This is a genomic window from Streptomyces sp. NBC_01716, from assembly GCF_036248275.1.
Classification (GTDB): domain Bacteria; phylum Actinomycetota; class Actinomycetes; order Streptomycetales; family Streptomycetaceae; genus Streptomyces.
The window spans coordinates 3,787,714-3,804,000 of the sequence record NZ_CP109181.1 but is presented as its reverse complement, the minus strand read 5'-3'; the positions used below and the strand labels follow the sequence as shown (position 1 = coordinate 3,804,000).

13 protein-coding genes are annotated in these 16,287 nt (G+C 70.2%); 6 read left to right on the top strand and 7 right to left on the bottom strand.

Going from position 1 to position 16,287, the window contains the following annotated elements; translation table 11 throughout:
- The first annotated feature begins 102 nt into the window (after positions 1 to 102).
- Together OIE74_RS16595 and OIE74_RS16590 are read left to right on the top strand one after the other, a co-directional pair.
- Entirely contained in the window at positions 103 to 981 is an 879-nt protein-coding gene (locus OIE74_RS16595; RefSeq protein ID WP_329383884.1) for an NUDIX hydrolase, read from the top strand.
- On the top strand, positions 978 to 1,823 hold the full coding sequence (locus tag OIE74_RS16590; protein ID WP_329383882.1) for an MBL fold metallo-hydrolase: 846 nt from the start codon (positions 978 to 980) through the stop codon (positions 1,821 to 1,823). Before OIE74_RS16595 ends, OIE74_RS16590 begins: the two co-directional genes overlap by 4 nt.
- A gap of 169 nt (positions 1,824 to 1,992) precedes the next feature.
- On the opposite strand, the gene OIE74_RS16585 is transcribed toward OIE74_RS16590, so the two are convergent.
- Positions 1,993 to 2,667, bottom strand: coding sequence for a Crp/Fnr family transcriptional regulator (locus OIE74_RS16585; RefSeq protein WP_023539685.1), 675 nt, complete (start codon positions 2,665 to 2,667; stop codon positions 1,993 to 1,995).
- 312 nt (positions 2,668 to 2,979) lie between these two features.
- Here OIE74_RS16585 and nth point away from each other — a divergent pair, with 312 nt between their 5' ends.
- The 3 genes from nth (at position 2,980) to OIE74_RS16570 (ending at position 6,226) form a co-directional block, all read left to right on the top strand.
- Entirely contained in the window at positions 2,980 to 3,882 is a 903-nt protein-coding gene (gene nth, locus OIE74_RS16580) for an endonuclease III (RefSeq protein ID WP_329383880.1), read from the top strand.
- Positions 3,883 to 4,290: 408 nt separating this feature from the next.
- Complete coding sequence (locus OIE74_RS16575) at positions 4,291 to 4,899, top strand: NUDIX hydrolase (protein ID WP_329392326.1); 609 nt, start codon at positions 4,291 to 4,293, stop codon at positions 4,897 to 4,899.
- A gap of 127 nt (positions 4,900 to 5,026) precedes the next feature.
- Positions 5,027 to 6,226 carry a MarP family serine protease gene (locus OIE74_RS16570; RefSeq protein WP_329383878.1) on the top strand — a complete coding sequence of 400 codons (1,200 nt, stop codon included), beginning with the start codon at positions 5,027 to 5,029 and terminating at the stop codon, positions 6,224 to 6,226.
- 384 nt (positions 6,227 to 6,610) lie between these two features.
- Here OIE74_RS16570 and OIE74_RS16565 read toward each other — a convergent pair whose 3' ends face one another.
- The 6 genes from OIE74_RS16565 to OIE74_RS16540 form a co-directional block, all read right to left on the bottom strand.
- Positions 6,611 to 6,790 (bottom strand): hypothetical protein, encoded by a 180-nt coding sequence (locus OIE74_RS16565; RefSeq protein WP_229700978.1) that lies wholly within the window; start codon positions 6,788 to 6,790, stop codon positions 6,611 to 6,613.
- Between the two features lie 135 nt (positions 6,791 to 6,925).
- Positions 6,926 to 7,888, bottom strand: a complete 963-nt coding sequence (locus tag OIE74_RS16560) for an alpha/beta fold hydrolase (RefSeq protein ID WP_329383873.1) — start codon at positions 7,886 to 7,888, stop codon at positions 6,926 to 6,928.
- On the bottom strand, positions 7,885 to 8,385 hold the full coding sequence (locus tag OIE74_RS16555) for a phage holin family protein (protein WP_329383871.1): 501 nt from the start codon (positions 8,383 to 8,385) through the stop codon (positions 7,885 to 7,887). Before OIE74_RS16555 ends, OIE74_RS16560 begins: the two co-directional genes overlap by 4 nt.
- Before the next feature lie 83 nt (positions 8,386 to 8,468).
- Complete coding sequence (nhaA, locus tag OIE74_RS16550; RefSeq protein WP_329383869.1) at positions 8,469 to 9,854, bottom strand: Na+/H+ antiporter NhaA; 1,386 nt, start codon at positions 9,852 to 9,854, stop codon at positions 8,469 to 8,471.
- 159 nt (positions 9,855 to 10,013) lie between these two features.
- Positions 10,014 to 11,969, bottom strand: a complete 1,956-nt coding sequence (gene acs / locus OIE74_RS16545) for an acetate--CoA ligase (protein ID WP_329383866.1) — start codon at positions 11,967 to 11,969, stop codon at positions 10,014 to 10,016.
- Positions 11,970 to 12,170: 201 nt separating this feature from the next.
- Entirely contained in the window at positions 12,171 to 14,606 is a 2,436-nt protein-coding gene (locus tag OIE74_RS16540) for a SulP family inorganic anion transporter (RefSeq protein ID WP_329383863.1), read from the bottom strand.
- 298 nt (positions 14,607 to 14,904) lie between these two features.
- Here OIE74_RS16540 and OIE74_RS16535 point away from each other — a divergent pair, with 298 nt between their 5' ends.
- The gene (locus OIE74_RS16535; protein ID WP_329383860.1) at positions 14,905 to 16,218 is read left to right on the top strand and encodes a hypothetical protein; all 1,314 of its coding nucleotides are present in this window, start codon (positions 14,905 to 14,907) and stop codon (positions 16,216 to 16,218) included.
- Positions 16,219 to 16,287: the final 69 nt, after the last annotated feature.

Sequence of the window (16,287 nt, the reverse complement as noted above, 5' to 3'; positions counted from 1 at the left end):
GGCCGGTTCTCGCCGGCCGGCTGTCGTCACGCCGTCCCGGGGTCCCCGGACCCCGGGAAAGTGGCTCTCGAACATCGCCCGGGAAGCCCGTAGCATCCCGGCATGCCCAATGGTCAGTGGTTCCCGCCCGAGTGGTCCGGCCGCATCCGCGCGCTCGCCCAGGGCGAGCTCAGCGTCGCTCCCGCACGGCGGGCCGCGACGGTGATGCTGCTGCGCGACGCCGTCGACGGATCCCCCGGACCCTCCGTACATATGCTGCGCCGACGCACCTCCATGGCTTTCGCCGGAGGTGCCTACGCGTATCCGGGCGGCGGCGTCGACCCGCGCGACGACGACCGGCTCGTCCGCTGGGCGGGGCCGGGGCGCGACGTGTGGGCCCGGCTGCTCGGCGTGGACGCCGCGTCCGCGCAGGCCGTCGTCTGCGCGGCGGTGCGCGAGACGTACGAGGAGGCCGGGGTCCTGCTCGCGGGGGAGACGGCCGGGACCGTCGTCGGCGACACCACGGGGGACGACTGGGAGGCCGACCGGGCCGCCCTTGTCGACCGTGAGCTGTCCTTCGCGGAGTTCCTGGACCGGCGCGGCCTGACGCTGCGCAGCGATCTGCTGGCGGCCTGGACCCGGTGGATCACCCCGGAGTTCGAGCCCAAGCGGTACGACACCTGGTTCTTCGTGGCCGCGCTGCCGGCCGGGCAGCGTACGCGCAACGCTTCTACGGAGGCCGACCACACGGTGTGGATCCGGCCCGCCGACGCGGCACTCGGATACGACAAGGGCGAACTGCTGATGATGCCCCCCACCGTGGCGACCCTGCGCGAACTACAGATGTACGGCTCCGCGGCCGAGGCCCTCGCAGCCGCCGTGGGGCGGGACCTCGCGCCCGTGCTGGCCAGACCGAGGGTGGAGGGTGACGAGGTGGTGCTCAGCTGGCCGGGCCAGGACGAGTTCACCAAGCGCGTGCCGCTGGCGGGTGGGGACCGATGACGGACGCGACGGCCCTGCCGGGACAGCCGCGCGGAGGCGTCCTGTCGGGCGTAGCGACGGCCCGCGCGGTCAACGTGCTCGCGCCCAACGCGTCCGCGATGACCCTCGACGGCACGAACACCTGGATCCTCTCCGAGCCGGACTCCGCGCTCGCGGTCGTGATCGATCCCGGCCCGCTCGACGAGACGCATCTGCGGACGGTCGTCGCCACGGCCGAGGAGGCCGGCAAGCGCGTCGCGCTGACCCTGCTCACCCACGGCCACCCGGACCACGCGGAGGGCGCGGCGCGCTTCGCCGAGCTGACGCGTACGCCCGTAAGGGCCCTGGACCCGGCCCTGCGCCTCGGTGACGAGGGGCTGGCGGCCGGTGACGTCGTCACCGAGGGCGGGCTTGAGCTGCGCGTCGTGGCGACCCCCGGGCACACCTCCGACTCGCTCTGTTTCCATCTGCCCGCCGACCGCGCGGTGCTGACGGGCGACACGATCCTCGGCCGCGGCACGACGATGGTGGCCCACCCGGACGGCAGGCTCGGCGACTACGTCGACTCGCTGCGGCGGCTGCGCTCGCTGACGGTCGACGACGGCGTCCATACGGTGCTGCCGGGCCACGGCCCCGTACTGGAGGACGCGCAGGGCGCGGTCGAGTACTACCTCGCGCACCGCGCGAGCCGCCTCGCGCAGGTCGAGACGGCGGTGGAGGACGGGTACCGCTCGGCGGCGGAGATCGTGGCGCATGTGTACGGAGGCAGCGGCGTGGACCGGTCCCTGTGGCCGGCGGCGGAGCTGTCGGTGCGGGCGCAGCTGGAGTACCTGCGCGAGCACGGGCTGATCACCGGGCTGTAGGACGCCTGGGGGGGGCGTAGGGCAGCCCTGGGGGAGGGGCGCGGGGCATGCGGAAGGCCGCCCGGCTCGGGGAGCGGGGCGGCCTTGCCGATGCGGTCCTGGCTTCCGCGTGTCGGGCGTGCGCGTCGGGCGGTGCGTGGCGCGTGTGCGTCGCGTGTGTGCGTCCGGGTCAGCGCGAGCGCTTCGCGAGGCGTTCGACGTCCAGCAGGATCACCGCGCGGGCCTCCAGACGCAGCCAGCCGCGCTGGGCGAAGTCGGCGAGCGCCTTGTTGACCGTCTCGCGGGACGCGCCGACCAACTGGGCCAGCTCCTCCTGCGTCAGGTCGTGCACGACGTGGATGCCTTCCTCCGACTGCACGCCGAAGCGGCGCGACAGGTCGAGAAGCGCACGGGCGACCCGGCCCGGTACGTCGGAGAAGACCAGGTCGGACATCTGGTCGTTCGTCTTGCGCAGGCGCCGGGCGACGGCGCGCAGCAGCGCGGTGGCCACCTCGGGGCGGGCGTTCAGCCAGGGCTGGAGGTCGCCGTGGCCCAGGCCGAGGAGCTTGACCTCGGTGAGGGCGCTCGCGGTGGCGGTGCGCGGGCCCGGGTCGAAGAGCGACAGCTCGCCGATCAGTTCGCCGGGACCGAGGACGGCCAGCATGTTCTCCCGGCCGTCGGGGGACGTGCGGTGCAGTTTGACCTTGCCCTCGGTGACCACATAGAGGCGGTCACCGGGGTCGCCTTCGTGGAACAGCGCGTCGCCACGGGCGAGCGTCGTCTCACTCATCGAGGCGCGGAGCTCCGCGGCCTGCTCGTCGTCGAGCGCCGCGAAGAGCGGGGCGCGTCGTAGAACGTCGTCCACGAAATCTCTCCTTGTCGACCTGCTCAGGGACCATCGATCCCATGATGCCGGACGTGCTGCGTGTTCACGGGCGGCTCGGGCCGGAGGCGACTCTGTCTCCGTACCGGTCACCCGTTGTCGAAAACGTGCGATCAGTCACAAGTTTGACGCACAGCGCGCCAGGACCGTGCCCCGGGGCCCGATTCGGGTGGTGATCGGCCGGGGACCGGGGCGGATGTCAGTGCAGGGCTCTAGGCTGGCCGGGTGTCCAACTCGCCGGTGAGAGGGCAGGCCAAGGGAGCTGGAAGAGTGTCACCGAAGCAGAATTCCGCTGTGGGCGAACAGGTCGCCGCGAAGTCGAAAAAAACCACAAAAGCCGCAAAACGCACGAGCGCCGAATCCGCGAGCGCCGAGTCCACGGCCAGGGCCCCGAGCGCCAAGCGGCCGAAGAGCGCCAAGCCGGAGTCGCACCTGGCGATGGTCCGCCGGGCCCGCCGGATAAACCGCGAGCTGGCGGACATCTATCCGTACGCCCACCCGGAGCTGGACTTCCGCAACCCCTTCGAGCTGCTCGTCGCCACGGTCCTGTCGGCCCAGACGACGGACCTGCGCGTCAACCAGACGACCCCCGGTCTCTTCGCGAAGTACCCGACCCCGGAGGACGTGGCCGCCGCCGTGCCCGAGGAGCTGGAGGAGGTCATCCGCCCCACCGGGTTCTTCCGCGCCAAGACGAGGTCGCTCATAGGGCTTTCGACGGCGCTGCGTGACCATTACGACGGCGAGGTGCCCGGCACGCTGAAGGACCTCGTGAGTCTGCCCGGCGTCGGCCGCAAGACCGCCAACGTGGTGTTGGGCAACGCTTTCGGTGTCCCCGGCCTCACTGTCGACACCCACTTCGGCCGGCTCGTGCGCCGCTGGAAGTGGACCGGCCAGGAGGACCCGGAGAAGGTCGAGACGGAGATTGCCGCGATCTTCCCCAAGAGCGAGTGGACGATGCTCTCGCACCGGATCATCTTCCACGGACGCCGGGTCTGCCACTCCCGTAAACCCGCCTGCGGCGCCTGCGCGATCGCGCACCTCTGCCCCTCCTACGGAGAGGGCGAGACCGACCCGGAGAAGGCGAAGAAGCTGCTCAAGTACGAGATGGGCGGCTATCCGGGACAGCGGCTCTCCCCGCCGCCGGACTACCCGGGCAAGCCCGCGCCCCCGCTCGGCACCCCCGCCGGAGCCGAATGATCGCCCGCGCGGTGAGCGCACGGCGGGCCGGAGCCGTATCACCGGACAGACCGGCACGGCGGGGGCGCCGGCGGGCCGGCGGGCGGGAGAGGAAGGGCTGCGGCGTATGCGGGCTGGAACGATCCGGGCGACAGCGGGCGTTGTACGTCGGGGGTGCCGATGACACGGGCTGACACGCATGAAGCAAGGACCGCACAGACCGCACAGGCCTCACGTACGGCCGCCCGCACTGCGGACACCGCGCGCACAACGCGGACCGCACCCACAACCCAGACCGCACGCCCCGCACCCATCGCGCATGACGCACGAATCCATGAAAAGGCCGCACGAATCCACGACGAAGCCGTGACCGACATCCCCGTCACCACCGAAGGCCTGCCCGCGTGGCTGGCCCCGGTGGTGCACGCCATGCGCACCGTGGCGCCGGAAGAGCTGAGCCGCTTCCTCCCGCCCGAGAACGGCGTGGGCCGGCAGTCCGCCGTGCTCATCCTCTTCGGCGAGGGCGAGTACGGCCCCGAGCTGCTGTTGATGGAGCGCGCCAGCACCCTGCGCTCGCACGCCGGACAGGCCTCCTTCCCCGGCGGCGCCCTCGACCCCGAGGACGGCGATCCGGCGACGACCGGACCGCTGCGCGCCGCGCTGCGGGAGGCCGAGGAGGAGACCGGTCTCGACCCGGCCGGGGTCCAGCTCTTCGGCGTGCTGCCGAAGCTCTACATCCCGGTGAGCGAGTTCGTGGTGACCCCGGTCCTCGGCTGGTGGCACACCCCCAGCCCGGTCGGCGCCGTCGATCTCGCCGAGACCGCGCGGGTCTTCGCCGTCCCCGTGGCGGATCTCACGGACCCGGCCAACCGCGTCATCGCCACGCACCCGAGCGGCATCCACAGCCCCGCGTTCACGGTCGCCTCCGCGCTCGTGTGGGGCTTCACGGCCGGAGTGATCGACCGCATTCTGCACTTCTCGGGCTGGGAGCGCCCGTGGGACCGCTCCAAGGAGGTCCCGCTCGACGGGCGGTCATGACACGCTTGCCCAATCGCTGTGCCGACCCGGCTTCATGGGTTCGGCACAGCGATTCCGCCGCAGGTCCGTCCCCCCGTCCGACGGGGCGACGGGAGACGAATCCGCGAGGCTAGCGAGGCTATTGACAGTGAACGTGCTGGACATCCTGCTGCTGCTCGCGGCCGTGTGGTTCGCGATCGTCGGCTACCGCCAGGGCTTCGTCGTCGGCATCCTGTCGGTGATCGGATTCCTGGGCGGCGGTCTCGTCGCGGTCTACCTGCTCCCCGTGCTCTGGGACCAGATCACCGAGGAGGCCGAGGTCACGACGACGGCCACGGTTGTCGCCGTCGTCGTCGTGATCGTGTGCGCCTCCGTGGGACAGGCCTTCACCACCCACCTCGGCAACAAGCTCCGCCGCTACATCACCTGGTCACCCGCTCGCGCCGTGGACGCCACGGGCGGCGCGCTGGTCAACGTCGTCGCCATGCTGCTGGTCGCCTGGCTGATCGGCTCCGCCCTGGCCGGGACCTCGCTGCCGACGCTCGGCAAGGAGGTCCGTAACTCCAAGGTGCTGCTCGGCGTCTCGCGGGTGATGCCGGACCAGACGGCGACCTGGTTCACGGGCTTCTCCTCCGTCCTCGCGGAGAAGGGCTTCCCGCAGGTCTTCAGCCCCTTCGCCAACGAGCCGATCACCGCGGTCGACCCGCCGGACCCGGCGCTCGTCGGCAGCCCCGTCGCCGCCCGCGCGCAGCGCTCCATCGTCAAGGTGGTCGGTACGGCGCAGAGCTGCGGCAAGGTCCTCGAAGGCACCGGCTTCGTCTTCGCCGAGCGCCGCGTGATGACCAACGCGCACGTGGTGGGCGGCGTGGACGAACCCACCGTCCAGATAGGCGGCGAAGGCCGGCTGTACGACGCGAAGGTCGTCCTCTACGACTGGCAGCGCGACATCGCCGTCCTGGACGTGCCCGAGTTGCGCGCCCCCGTGCTCCGTTTCACCGACAAGGACGCCCGCACCGGCGACAGCGCGATCGTCGCCGGCTTCCCGGAGAACGGGGCGTACGACGTGCGCTCGGCCCGGGTCCGGGGCCGTATCGACGCCAACGGGCCGGACATCTACCGGCGCGGAGAAGTACGGCGCGACGTGTACTCGCTCTTCGCGACGGTCCGCCAGGGCAACTCCGGCGGCCCGCTGCTCACCACCGACGGCCGGGTGTACGGCGTGATCTTCGCCCGCTCGCTGGACGACCCGGACACCGGCTACGCGCTGACGGCCGACGAGATCCGCGAGGACATCGAGCTGGGCCGCACGGCCAACCAGCAGGTCGACAGCCAGGGTTGCGCGCTCTAGGGCGTGTTTTAGAAGTAGCGTCGTCCGCCCATGGGGCGGGGCCCACGGCGTCTGGTGCGTGCGATCGCAAGGCGGAGGATCAGCCTCGTAGATGGGCCGGACGTACTTGGATGACTCCGACAACGCGGCGAGCGCGCGTGCCAGGCGTCGTGGGCCAGACGGGACTTCTAAAACACGCCCTAGGTCCGATCCGCCGGACCGGGCCTGGACCGAGGGCGGCCGTGTGCTCCGGACCGAGGACGGGCCGGTCCAGGAATTCCTGGTCCGGCCCGGCACTGTCCTCCGTTGTCCCCGCGATCAGTACTTCCGGGTCATTCCGGTCTTCGCTCCGGTCTTCGTTCCGGTGTTCCCTGGAGCCTCCTGCTCGCGCCCACCGCTCCGTGCCTAGCCGCGCTGATGGCGCAGCCGTGCCGAGACCCAACGGGCCCTTCGGCGGAGAATAAGTGGAATACCGAGTCGGAGATCATGCCCCTGATCTTCCGGGCCGCCCCTCTCATGGGTGATCGGCACAGAGGCCGAGCGGCGGTTGCGTGCTGCGTCACCGAAGTCGTGCGTCCAGCCCATACACGGACGTTTGCCCGGGGCCCATGGTCGGTAATCGCCCAGGCGTCGGCCAATTGGCCTATGCGTCAGGCAATTGGCTGTTCGTCGTACAAACGTTCTCGGGGTCACCCGAGGACCGGCCCGACACGGCGCTGATCAGCGGTCGGGCTCCGGATCCTGTAGCCAGTTGATGAGCTCCGTGGAGAAAGCCACGGGGTCTTCCTCCTGCGGAAAATGGCCAAGACCGTCGAACAGCCGCCAGCGGTAAGGCGCTTCGACGTACTCGGCGGAGCCGGCCGTACTGCGCGTACGCATGGCCGGATCGAGCGACCCGTGCAGTTGGAGGGTCGGCACCCGCACCGGGCGCTTCATCCGCCGGTTGAACTGGATCCCGTCCGGCCGCGCCATCGACCGCACCATCCAGCGGTACGGCTCGATCGAGCAGTGCGCCGTCGACGGGATGGCCATCGCCCGCCGGTAGATGTCGACCGTCTTGTCGTCGGGCGGCTGCGGCCCCGACCAGCCACGGATCAGCTCGCCCACCAACGCCCCCTCGCGGGCCACGAGCTGACGCTCGGGCAGCCACGGCCGCTGGAATCCCCAGATGTACGAGCCGGCCCTGCTCTGCGAGAAGTCCGACAGCATCGCCGAACGCCAGCGGCGCGGGTGCGGCATCGACGACACCACGAGCCGGCGCACCAGCTTCGGCCGCATCACGGCGGCGGTCCAGGCGAGATACCCGCCCAGGTCGTGCCCGACGAGCGCGGCGTCCGGCTCGCCGAGCGAGCGGATCACACCGGTGATGTCGAGCGCCAGATTCGCGGGGTCGTAACCCCGGGGCGTACGGTCGCTGCCCCCCACACCCCGCAGGTCCATCGCGACGGCCCGGTACCCGGCCTCCGCGAGCGCGGGCAGTTGGTGCCGCCAGGTCCACCAGAACTGCGGGAAGCCGTGCAGGAGCAGCACCAGCGGCCCGTCGCCCATCTCGGCGATATGGAAGCGGGCTCCGTTGGCGGCCACGTCCCGGTGGGTCCAGGGACCGTCGAGGCGCACATCCGCCGCGACCGTCGCGGGAAAGCTGCCGGGGGCGGAGTCGGGGCCGTTTTCGGGGGCGGTCATGCAGACGAGCGTGCCACAGTCTTGCCCGTCTCATGGACCGGGCGGGGATGCGGCTTGACCGTCTGGAGGACGGCGGCCGTCTCCTTGGCGGACGCGATGGTCTTCTCCGGGGGCTTGACCCGCTTGAACTTCCGCAGCGCGATCAGCGCCAGCAGCCCCGCGATGAGCAGAAACGCTCCTCCCACGATCAGGAACGACCAGGCGAGCCCGAGGCCCCAGTTGTGGATCCCGTACGCGGCGGCAAAGCTCAGCACCGGCAGCGAGAAAAGTGCGAACACCGCCGCGATGCCGATCGCGGCGCCGCCCGTCGCGCCCCGCTTGACGTCCTGTCGCAGCTCGGCCTTGGCCAGCGCGATCTCGTCGTGCACCAGCGCGGACATCTCGGCCGTGGCCGATGAGACCAACTGCCCGAGGCTGCGGTCCCCGTTGACCCGGACGGCTGGAACGCCGTCGCCCGCGGCGGTGGTGACGGCGGCATGGCTGCCGGGGTCGCTCATCGTTGACTCCCTCGTTTCGGCTGCGCTCGCGCAGTTCTGGGGTTCTTCAGGCTCCGCGCCTTCAGATCATGCCGGATGTCAGATCATGCCGGACCGGCGCCGTCATCGCGCGCCGCTGCGGCGTGTTCGGCCAACCGGCGGTGCTCCGCCGCCTTCCCCTCGTAGATGGCGGCCATTCTCAGGTGGTACTCCGGATCGTCCTGCTCGTAGACATCAGGAATACCGTCCAGGTCCTCGTCGCGCTCCTCGGAGTCGTACAGCGCCCGGTATCTACGCACCCTCAGCCGCAGCAGTACGGCGGCGAGTACGGCGGCGATCACCGAACCCGTCAGGACGGCCGCCTTCACCTCGTCCGTCAGCCCCGGATCGCCGGTGAAGGCGAGTTCGCCGATGAGCAGCGAGACGGTGAAGCCGATCCCCGCGAGCGTCGACACGGCGAGGATGTCGGGCCAGGCCAGACCCTCGTTCAGGGACGCCCGGGTGAAGCGTGCGGCCAGCCAGGTGCCGCCGAAGATGCCCAGCGTCTTGCCGACCACGAGCCCCAGCACCACCCCCAGGGTCTCCGGCCGGGTGAAGACGTCGGCGAGCGCGCCGCCGCTGATCGGGACACCCGCGGAGAAGAGCGCGAAGAGCGGCACGGCGAGACCGGCCGACAGCGGGCGGACGAGATGTTCGATGTGCTCGCCCGGGGACTGTTCCTCGCCCTCGCGCCTGACGCAGCGGAGCATCAGACCCATCGCGACACCGGCGACGGTGGCGTGGACGCCGCTGTTGGACATCAGGGCCCAGATGACGAGGGCCAGCGGGACGTACACGTACCAGCCGCGCACCCCCTTCCTCAGGAGGAACCAGAAGACGACCAGACCGGCGAAGGCGCCGAGCAGCGCCACGACGTCGATGTCGCTGGTGAAGAAGATCGCGATGATCAGGATGGCGAAGAGGTCGTCCACCACGGCGAGGGTGAGCAGGAAGGCGCGCAGTGCGGACGGCAGTGAGGTGCCGAGGACGGCGAGTACGGCGAGCGCGAAGGCGATGTCGGTGGCGGTGGGGACGGCCCAGCCGTCGGTGGATCCGCCGCCCACCACGTTGACCAGTACATAGACGAGGGCGGGCATGGCCATGCCGCAGAGCGCGGCGATCACGGGGAGGGCTGCGGCCTTCGGGTCGCGCAGCTCTCCGGCGACCAGTTCGCGCTTCAGCTCGATGCCGGCGACGAAGAAGAAGATCGTGAGCAGGCCGTCGGCGGCCCAGTGCTGGATCGAGAGGTCCAGACCGAGCGAGGCCGGGCCCAGATGGAAGTCGCCGACGGTCTCGTAGCTGGCGCTGATGGGGGTGTTGGCCCAGATCAGCGCGGCGACGGCGGCGAGGAGGAGCAGGACGCCGCCGACCGTCTCGGTCCGCAGCGCGCTCGCGAGATACGTCCGCTCGGGGAGCGGGAGGCGTCCGAGGAAGGTGCGCGGGGTGGCCACGAGGGGCCTCCAGTCAGTTCGGCGGGCATGACAAATGACCTGCCGACCAGACTTCCCGGCGCACCATTGGTTCTTTGACACATCGTTGACGCGCCGCCCACTTTACAAAGAGGAGCCCCCGGCGCGATGCGCCGGGGGCTGCCTTTCTGCCGACCGGGATCAGTCCTCGCTGGCCGCGCTCGGGAGCTGGGTCTGGATCAGCTCCATCACCGAGGAGTCGGTGAGCGTCGTGACGTCACCGAGCTGACGGTCCTCGGCGACATCGCGCAGCAGCCGTCGCATGATCTTGCCCGACCGGGTCTTGGGCAGCTCGGCCACCGGCAGGATGCGCTTCGGCTTGGCGATCGGCCCCAGCACCGTACTGACGTGGTTGCGCAGCTCGGCCACCAGACCGTCGTCCACCGACGCCGTACCCCGCAGGATGACGAAGGCGACGATCGCCTGACCGGTCGTCTCGTCCGTGGCGCCGACGACGGCCGCCTCGGCGATCTTCGGGTGCGAGACGAGCGCCGACTCGACCTCGGTGGTGGAGATGTTGTGGCCGGACACCAGCATCACGTCGTCGACCCGGCCCAGCAGCCAGAGATCGCCGTCGTCGTCCTTCTTGGCGCCGTCGCCCGCGAAGTACTTGCCCTCGAAACGCGACCAGTAGGTGTCGATGAACCGCTGGTCGTCGCCCCAGATGGTGCGGAGCATCGACGGCCACGGCTCGGTGAGGACGAGATATCCGCCGCCGCCGTCCGGCACCTCGTTGCCGTCGTCGTCCACGACGGTTGCCGAGATACCGGGGAGCGCGCGCTGTGCGGAGCCCGGCTTGGCGGCGGTGACGCCGGGCAGCGGGGAGATCATCATGCCGCCGGTCTCGGTCTGCCACCAGGTGTCCACGACGGGGGTCTTGCCGGCGCCGATGTTCTGCCGGTACCAGATCCAGGCCTCGGGATTGATCGGCTCACCGACCGAGCCCAGGACGCGCAGCGACGACAGATCGAACTTGGCGGGGATGTCGTCACCCCACTTCATGAACGTGCGGATCGCGGTCGGCGCCGTGTAGAGGATCGTCACGCCGTACTTCTGGACGATCTCCCAGAAGCGCCCCTGGTGCGGGGTGTCGGGCGTGCCCTCGTACATGACCTGCGTCGCGCCGTTGGCCAGCGGCCCGTACACGATGTACGAGTGGCCGGTCACCCAGCCGACGTCGGCCGTGCACCAGTAGACGTCCGTCTCCGGCTTGAGGTCGAAGACCGCGTGGTGCGTGTACGCCACCTGGGTGAGATAGCCGCCCGAGGTGTGCAGGATGCCCTTGGGCTTACCCGTCGTACCGGACGTGTACAGGATGAAGAGCGGGTGCTCGGCGTCGAACGGCTCCGGCGTGTGCTCGGGTGACTGGCGGTCGACGATGTCGTGCCACCACACGTCGCGGCCCTCGCTGAAGGCGGTGTCCTGGCCGGTGCGGCGTACCACCAGGACATGCTCGACCTGCGGACAGCGGGCCACGGCGTCGTCGATCGCGGGCTTGAGCGCGCTCGGCTTGCCGCGCCGGTAGCCGCCGTCGGAGGTGATGACGAGCTTGGCGTCGGCGTCCTGGATACGGGAGGCGACGGCGTCGGCCGAGAAACCGCCGAAGACCACTGAGTGCGCGGCGCCGATACGGGCGCAGGCCAGCATCGCGACGGCCGTCTCGGGAATCATCGGCATGTAGATGGCGACTCGGTCGCCCTTGGTCACGCCGAGCTCGGTGAGCGCGTTCGCGGCCCGCGAGACCTCGTCCTTGAGGTCGGCGTAGGTGAGGGAGCGGCTGTCGCCGGGCTCGCCCTCGAAGTGGATGGCGACCCGGTCGCCGTTGCCCGCCTCGACATGGCGGTCCACGCAGTTGTACGCGACGTTGAGCTCGCCGTCCGCGAACCATTTCGCGAAGGGCGGGTTCGACCAGTCGAGGGTCTCGGTCGGTTCGGTGGCCCAGGTGAGCCGCCGCGCCTGCTCGGCCCAGAAGCCAAGCCTGTCCGCCGCGGCCTGCTCATACGCCTCAGCTGTCACGTTGGCGTTGGCGGCCAGTTCGGCCGGTGGCGCGAACCTCCGCTCTTCCTTGAGCAGGTTGGCCAGGCTTTCGTTGCTCACGACATCTCCCTTTCCCAGGGCGTCCTATGTGTCCCCGGGCCTAGCTCATCAGGCAGATGCCCGGGTGACAAGGGTCTTCAGGAAATTGGTTTAGACCTATGTGGCCGCGCTGACGAGTGGGCGCAGGAGTGAGTGGCCCCGTTCCCCGGCTGTGGTGGGGAACGGGGCCACACATTCTCACGGATGCCGGAGCGGGCAGGTTCAGGCGCGCGACTTCTCGAACGCCGTCGGGGCCACCCGCTTGAACACCTCGTCGGTCCTGTCGGCGTAGCCGTCCGGCTCTCCGTCGGACGTGAGCAGATACGCCTGCGCCTCACCGACATGGAAGTACATGCCGTGCAGTTGGAGCCTGCCCTCGGCGAGGCCCCGGGCCACCGCCGTATGCGCGCGCAGATGCTCCAGCTGCTGGACGACATTGGTGAGACAGAGCTGTTCGACCACATCGGCGGGCAGTCGCCCGGAGATCCTGGCCCACGCGTGATCGTGGCTCCTCATCCGCTCCAGACTCGGTCGGCCGTGCCGCAGCCAGCGGGCGAGGGGGGAGGAGGACGGGACGGGGCGCGTTCCGTCGGCGATGTGCCGGGGCTCGTTGTCGGGTGTGTCGAGGAGGGCCTGCATCGCGGCGCATCCCGAGTGCCCGCAGACGGTGATTGATCGGACCCCGAGGACATCGACCGCGTACTCGATCGCCGCCGCCACCGAGTCGTCCTGTCCTTGCGCACCCTCCTTCCCGGGGAGGGGCACCAGATTGCCGACATTGCGGACCGTAAACAGATCGCCGGGGCCGCTCGCCGTGATCATGCTCGTCACCAGACGTGAGTCGGCGCAGGTGAGGAAGAGCTGGTGGGGTTGCTGGCCCTCGCGCGCCAGCCGCGCCAACTCGCCACGTACGAGCGGAGCCGTATTGCGCTGGAACGAGCTGAGCCCACTGGCGAGTTGCCCGCCCTGGAACTGGCTCGACACCTGTACGTGATCGGTCTTCCGCCCCTGACCCGGCGGGGGGAGCTCGACCGGATCGCCGCAGTGGTGGTTACGCCACGGTGTCCATGGCCGGCAGCAGCTGCTCGACTGCGACACCGGCTCGGCTGGCTCGGCGATCCGGGCACCCGATCTGCCCGTGAACTCGACCGTGCCGCCCTGCGACAGATGCGCGACCTGCCAGTCGTGCAGCGCCTCGTACGCCGCGTGATCCATGAACGAACCGTCCAACTCGACCACGCAGTCGCTCCCTTGGGGCACCTGGTGCAGCAGCCGGCTGAGCCGAGGGACGGCCAGGAACGTCAACTGGCCGCGCGCGTGCAGCCGGTGGACGCCGCCCTGCTCGTCCATGGTGATCCGCGTGCGGGTGAGCCGGTGCAGGGCGACGGCGACCGCCAGGGCGACACCGATGGCCACCCCCTCCAGGACACCGGTGAACACCACACCGGCCAGCGTCCCCGCGTAGACGAGCAGTTCGCGATTGCGCCGCACGCTGCGCATGTGCGTGATGTTGACCATTTGCACACCGATGACCATGACCAGCGCGGCGAGCGCGGCCAGCGGGATCAGGTCGAGCACGGACACCAGGAAGAGCGCGGCGACGGCGATCCACAGCCCGTGCAGCATCGTCGAGTGCCGGCTGATCCCGCCCGCGGCCACGTTGGCCGCGCTGCGCACGGCGACGCCGGTGACCGGCAGTCCGCCGAGGGCGCCGGAGACGACGTTCGCCGCGCCCTGCCCGGTCAGTTCCCGGTCGAGCCGGGCGCGCGGGATCTGGATGTCCGGCTCCTTGCGCGCGGCCACCAGCTTGTCGACGGCGACCGCCGACAGCAGTGACTCGACGCTGGCGACCAGAGTGACGGTGAGGACGGCGGCGAGCAGGCCTAGCGCCGGCCCCTGCGGGAGTTCGGGCAGCGCGTGGCTGCTCCAGGAGGGCAGATCGACCCGGTCGAGGCTCAGCCCAGCGAGGACGGCCGCGGCGGTCGCCGCCGCCACCGCCGCGAGGGCCGCCGGCACCTTCCGGGCGGTCCGCCCCGTACGCCCGGGGATACGAGGCCAGGCGAGCAGGACGGCCACGGTCAGCGCGCTCACGGAGACCGCGCCCGGATGCAGATTCGCCAACTGGGAGGGCAATCCCTGGACGTTGGCGACGGCGGAGCTCTGCGGGGTGCCACCGAGGACGATGTGCAACTGCGCGAGCGCGATGGTGACGCCGATGCCGGCCAGCATGCCGTGGACGATCGCCGGGCTCACCGCGAGTGCCGAGCGGGCGACGCGCAGGGCGGAGAGGCCGAGTTGGGCGAGGCCCGCGAGGACGGTGATGGCGCAGGTGGTGCGCCAGCCGTACTGATGGATCAGGTCGGCGGTGACGACGGTCAGTCCTGCCGCCGGACCGCTGACCTGGAGTGGCGCGCCGCCGAAGCGGCCGACGACGAGGCCGCCGACGGCCGCGGCGACGAGACCGGCCTGGAGGGGAGCGCCGGTGGCGAGCGCGATGCCGAGGGAGAGCGGAAGTGCGATCAGGAAGACCGAGATGGAGGCGGAGAAGTCCGCCCCGGCGATCCGGAATCCCCGCCGTCGTCCGGGCGGTGGAGTGTCGGCGTTCTGCTTGTGCGGACGGTGGGGCTGGTCTTCGCGGGTGGGGACGCAGGCGGACATGGTTCCCGTCTCCTCCGGGGCAGCGCGGTCGCGGGATATGTGGGGACGCGGCCGTGGGTCACGGCGTGCATAGGCGGGATCATCAACAATCAGTAAATGGATCGTAATGGAGAGTAAAGATTGAGGCGTGACTTTCCGGGCAAATGGGGCAGACATTCACCCCTGGGAGTGATTAGTCATTTTGTCCGGCTTGTCATACCGGATCCCCTCGGGTCCCAGTGCGACGTTGTCGGCGCTCGGCGCCGTGCTCGGCGTTTCGGCGCTTCAACGCACAGAATCTGAGGGAAGAGGTGGGCGGATGCTGGCCGCCAGAAAGAGGATCGCCTGCGGTGCGGCTGTGACGGCGCTGGCCGTGGGGCTCGCCGGATGCTCCGGGTCCGGCTCCCCGGAGACGAAGTCCGAGACCAAGTCCGGGACGAAGGCCGAGGGGGGCGCCCTCGGAGCGAAGAAGGGGCCGCCCAAGAGCGCGGTGCGGCTCATCGGCGACGGCTCGACGGCGTACACCGGCGCCCAGCCCGGCGTCCTCAAGCCGGAACGTCTGAAGCCCGGTCAGAAGCCGCCCCAGTTCGTGGTGTTCTCCTGGGACGGCGCCGGCGAGGACAGCCAGAAGCTCTTCTCCCACTTCCGCGAGGTGGGCAAGAAGTACGACGCGAAGATGACGTACTTCCTCAGCGGTGTCTATCTGCTGCCGAAGGACAAGTCCGAGCAGTACAGCCCCCCGCAGCACGCGGCCGGCCGCTCGGACATCGGCTTCAACGACGCCGAGGGCATCAAGAACACACTGCGCGAACTGCGCGGCGCCTGGCAGGACGGCAACGAGATCGGCACCCACTTCAACGGGCACTTCTGCGGCGCGAACGGCGGTGTCGGCAGCTGGTCCGTCGAGGAGTGGAAGAGCGAGATCAGCCAGGCCAAGGCCTTCGTGAAGAACTGGAAGACCAACAGCGGCATGACGAACGAGGCCCCGCTTCCCTTCGACTACGAGAAGGAACTCGTCGGCGCCCGCACGCCCTGCCTGGAAGGGCAGAAGAACATGATGCGGGCGGCGCGGACGATGGGCTTCCGCTACGACTCCAGCGGTATCGGCAACCAGGTCTGGCCGAAGAAGGCCGAGGGGATGTGGGACATCCCGCTCCAGCTCGTCCCGGTGCCCGGCCGGAAGTTCGAGACGCTCTCGATGGACTACAACTTCATGTTCAACCAGTCGAAGACGGTCAACGGCGACCCGTCCAAGCACGAATACTGGGGCAACCAGATGCGTGACGGTCTGCTCCAGGCCTTCGGCCGCGCCTACGACGGCAACCGCGCGCCGCTGATCATCGGCAACCACTTCGAGTCGTGGAACGGCGGCACGTACATGCGCGCCGTCGAGGAGACGATCAAGACCGTCTGTGTGAAGGACGGCGTGCGGTGCGTGAGTTTCAAGGAACTCGTGGACTGGCTGGAGGCACAGGACCCGGCGACGCTCGACAGACTGCGGGAGCTGGGCGTCGGCCAGAAGCCGGCGACGGGCTGGCAGTCGTATCTGACGGCGCCCAAGGCGCCCGCCTCACCGCTGGCCCCGGCGGCGCCGGACTCGGGGCCCGAAGGGGATCCGGGCGCCGGGCGGTGAGTTGAGCGCGCGTCAGTCGCGAGGGGTGTGAGCGGCGGGTGCGGTGCGGCAGGTCTCTCTGCCGCGCCG

Excerpts from the sequence above, each read along its gene's own strand:
- OIE74_RS16575 (WP_329392326.1), top strand. The coding sequence starts at position 4,291 with ATGCGCACCGTGGCGCCGGAAGAGCTGAGCCGCTTCCTCCCGCCCGAG.
- OIE74_RS16540 (WP_329383863.1), bottom strand. The coding sequence starts at position 14,606 with ATGTCCGCCTGCGTCCCCACCCGCGAAGACCAGCCCCACCGTCCGCAC.
- OIE74_RS16565 (WP_229700978.1), bottom strand. The coding sequence starts at position 6,790 with ATGGGCTGGACGCACGACTTCGGTGACGCAGCACGCAACCGCCGCTCG.
- OIE74_RS16535 (WP_329383860.1), top strand. The coding sequence starts at position 14,905 with ATGCTGGCCGCCAGAAAGAGGATCGCCTGCGGTGCGGCTGTGACGGCG.
- OIE74_RS16560 (WP_329383873.1), bottom strand. The coding sequence starts at position 7,888 with ATGACCGCCCCCGAAAACGGCCCCGACTCCGCCCCCGGCAGCTTTCCC.
- OIE74_RS16595 (WP_329383884.1), top strand. The coding sequence starts at position 103 with ATGCCCAATGGTCAGTGGTTCCCGCCCGAGTGGTCCGGCCGCATCCGC.
- OIE74_RS16555 (WP_329383871.1), bottom strand. The coding sequence starts at position 8,385 with ATGAGCGACCCCGGCAGCCATGCCGCCGTCACCACCGCCGCGGGCGAC.
- OIE74_RS16590 (WP_329383882.1), top strand. The coding sequence starts at position 978 with ATGACGGACGCGACGGCCCTGCCGGGACAGCCGCGCGGAGGCGTCCTG.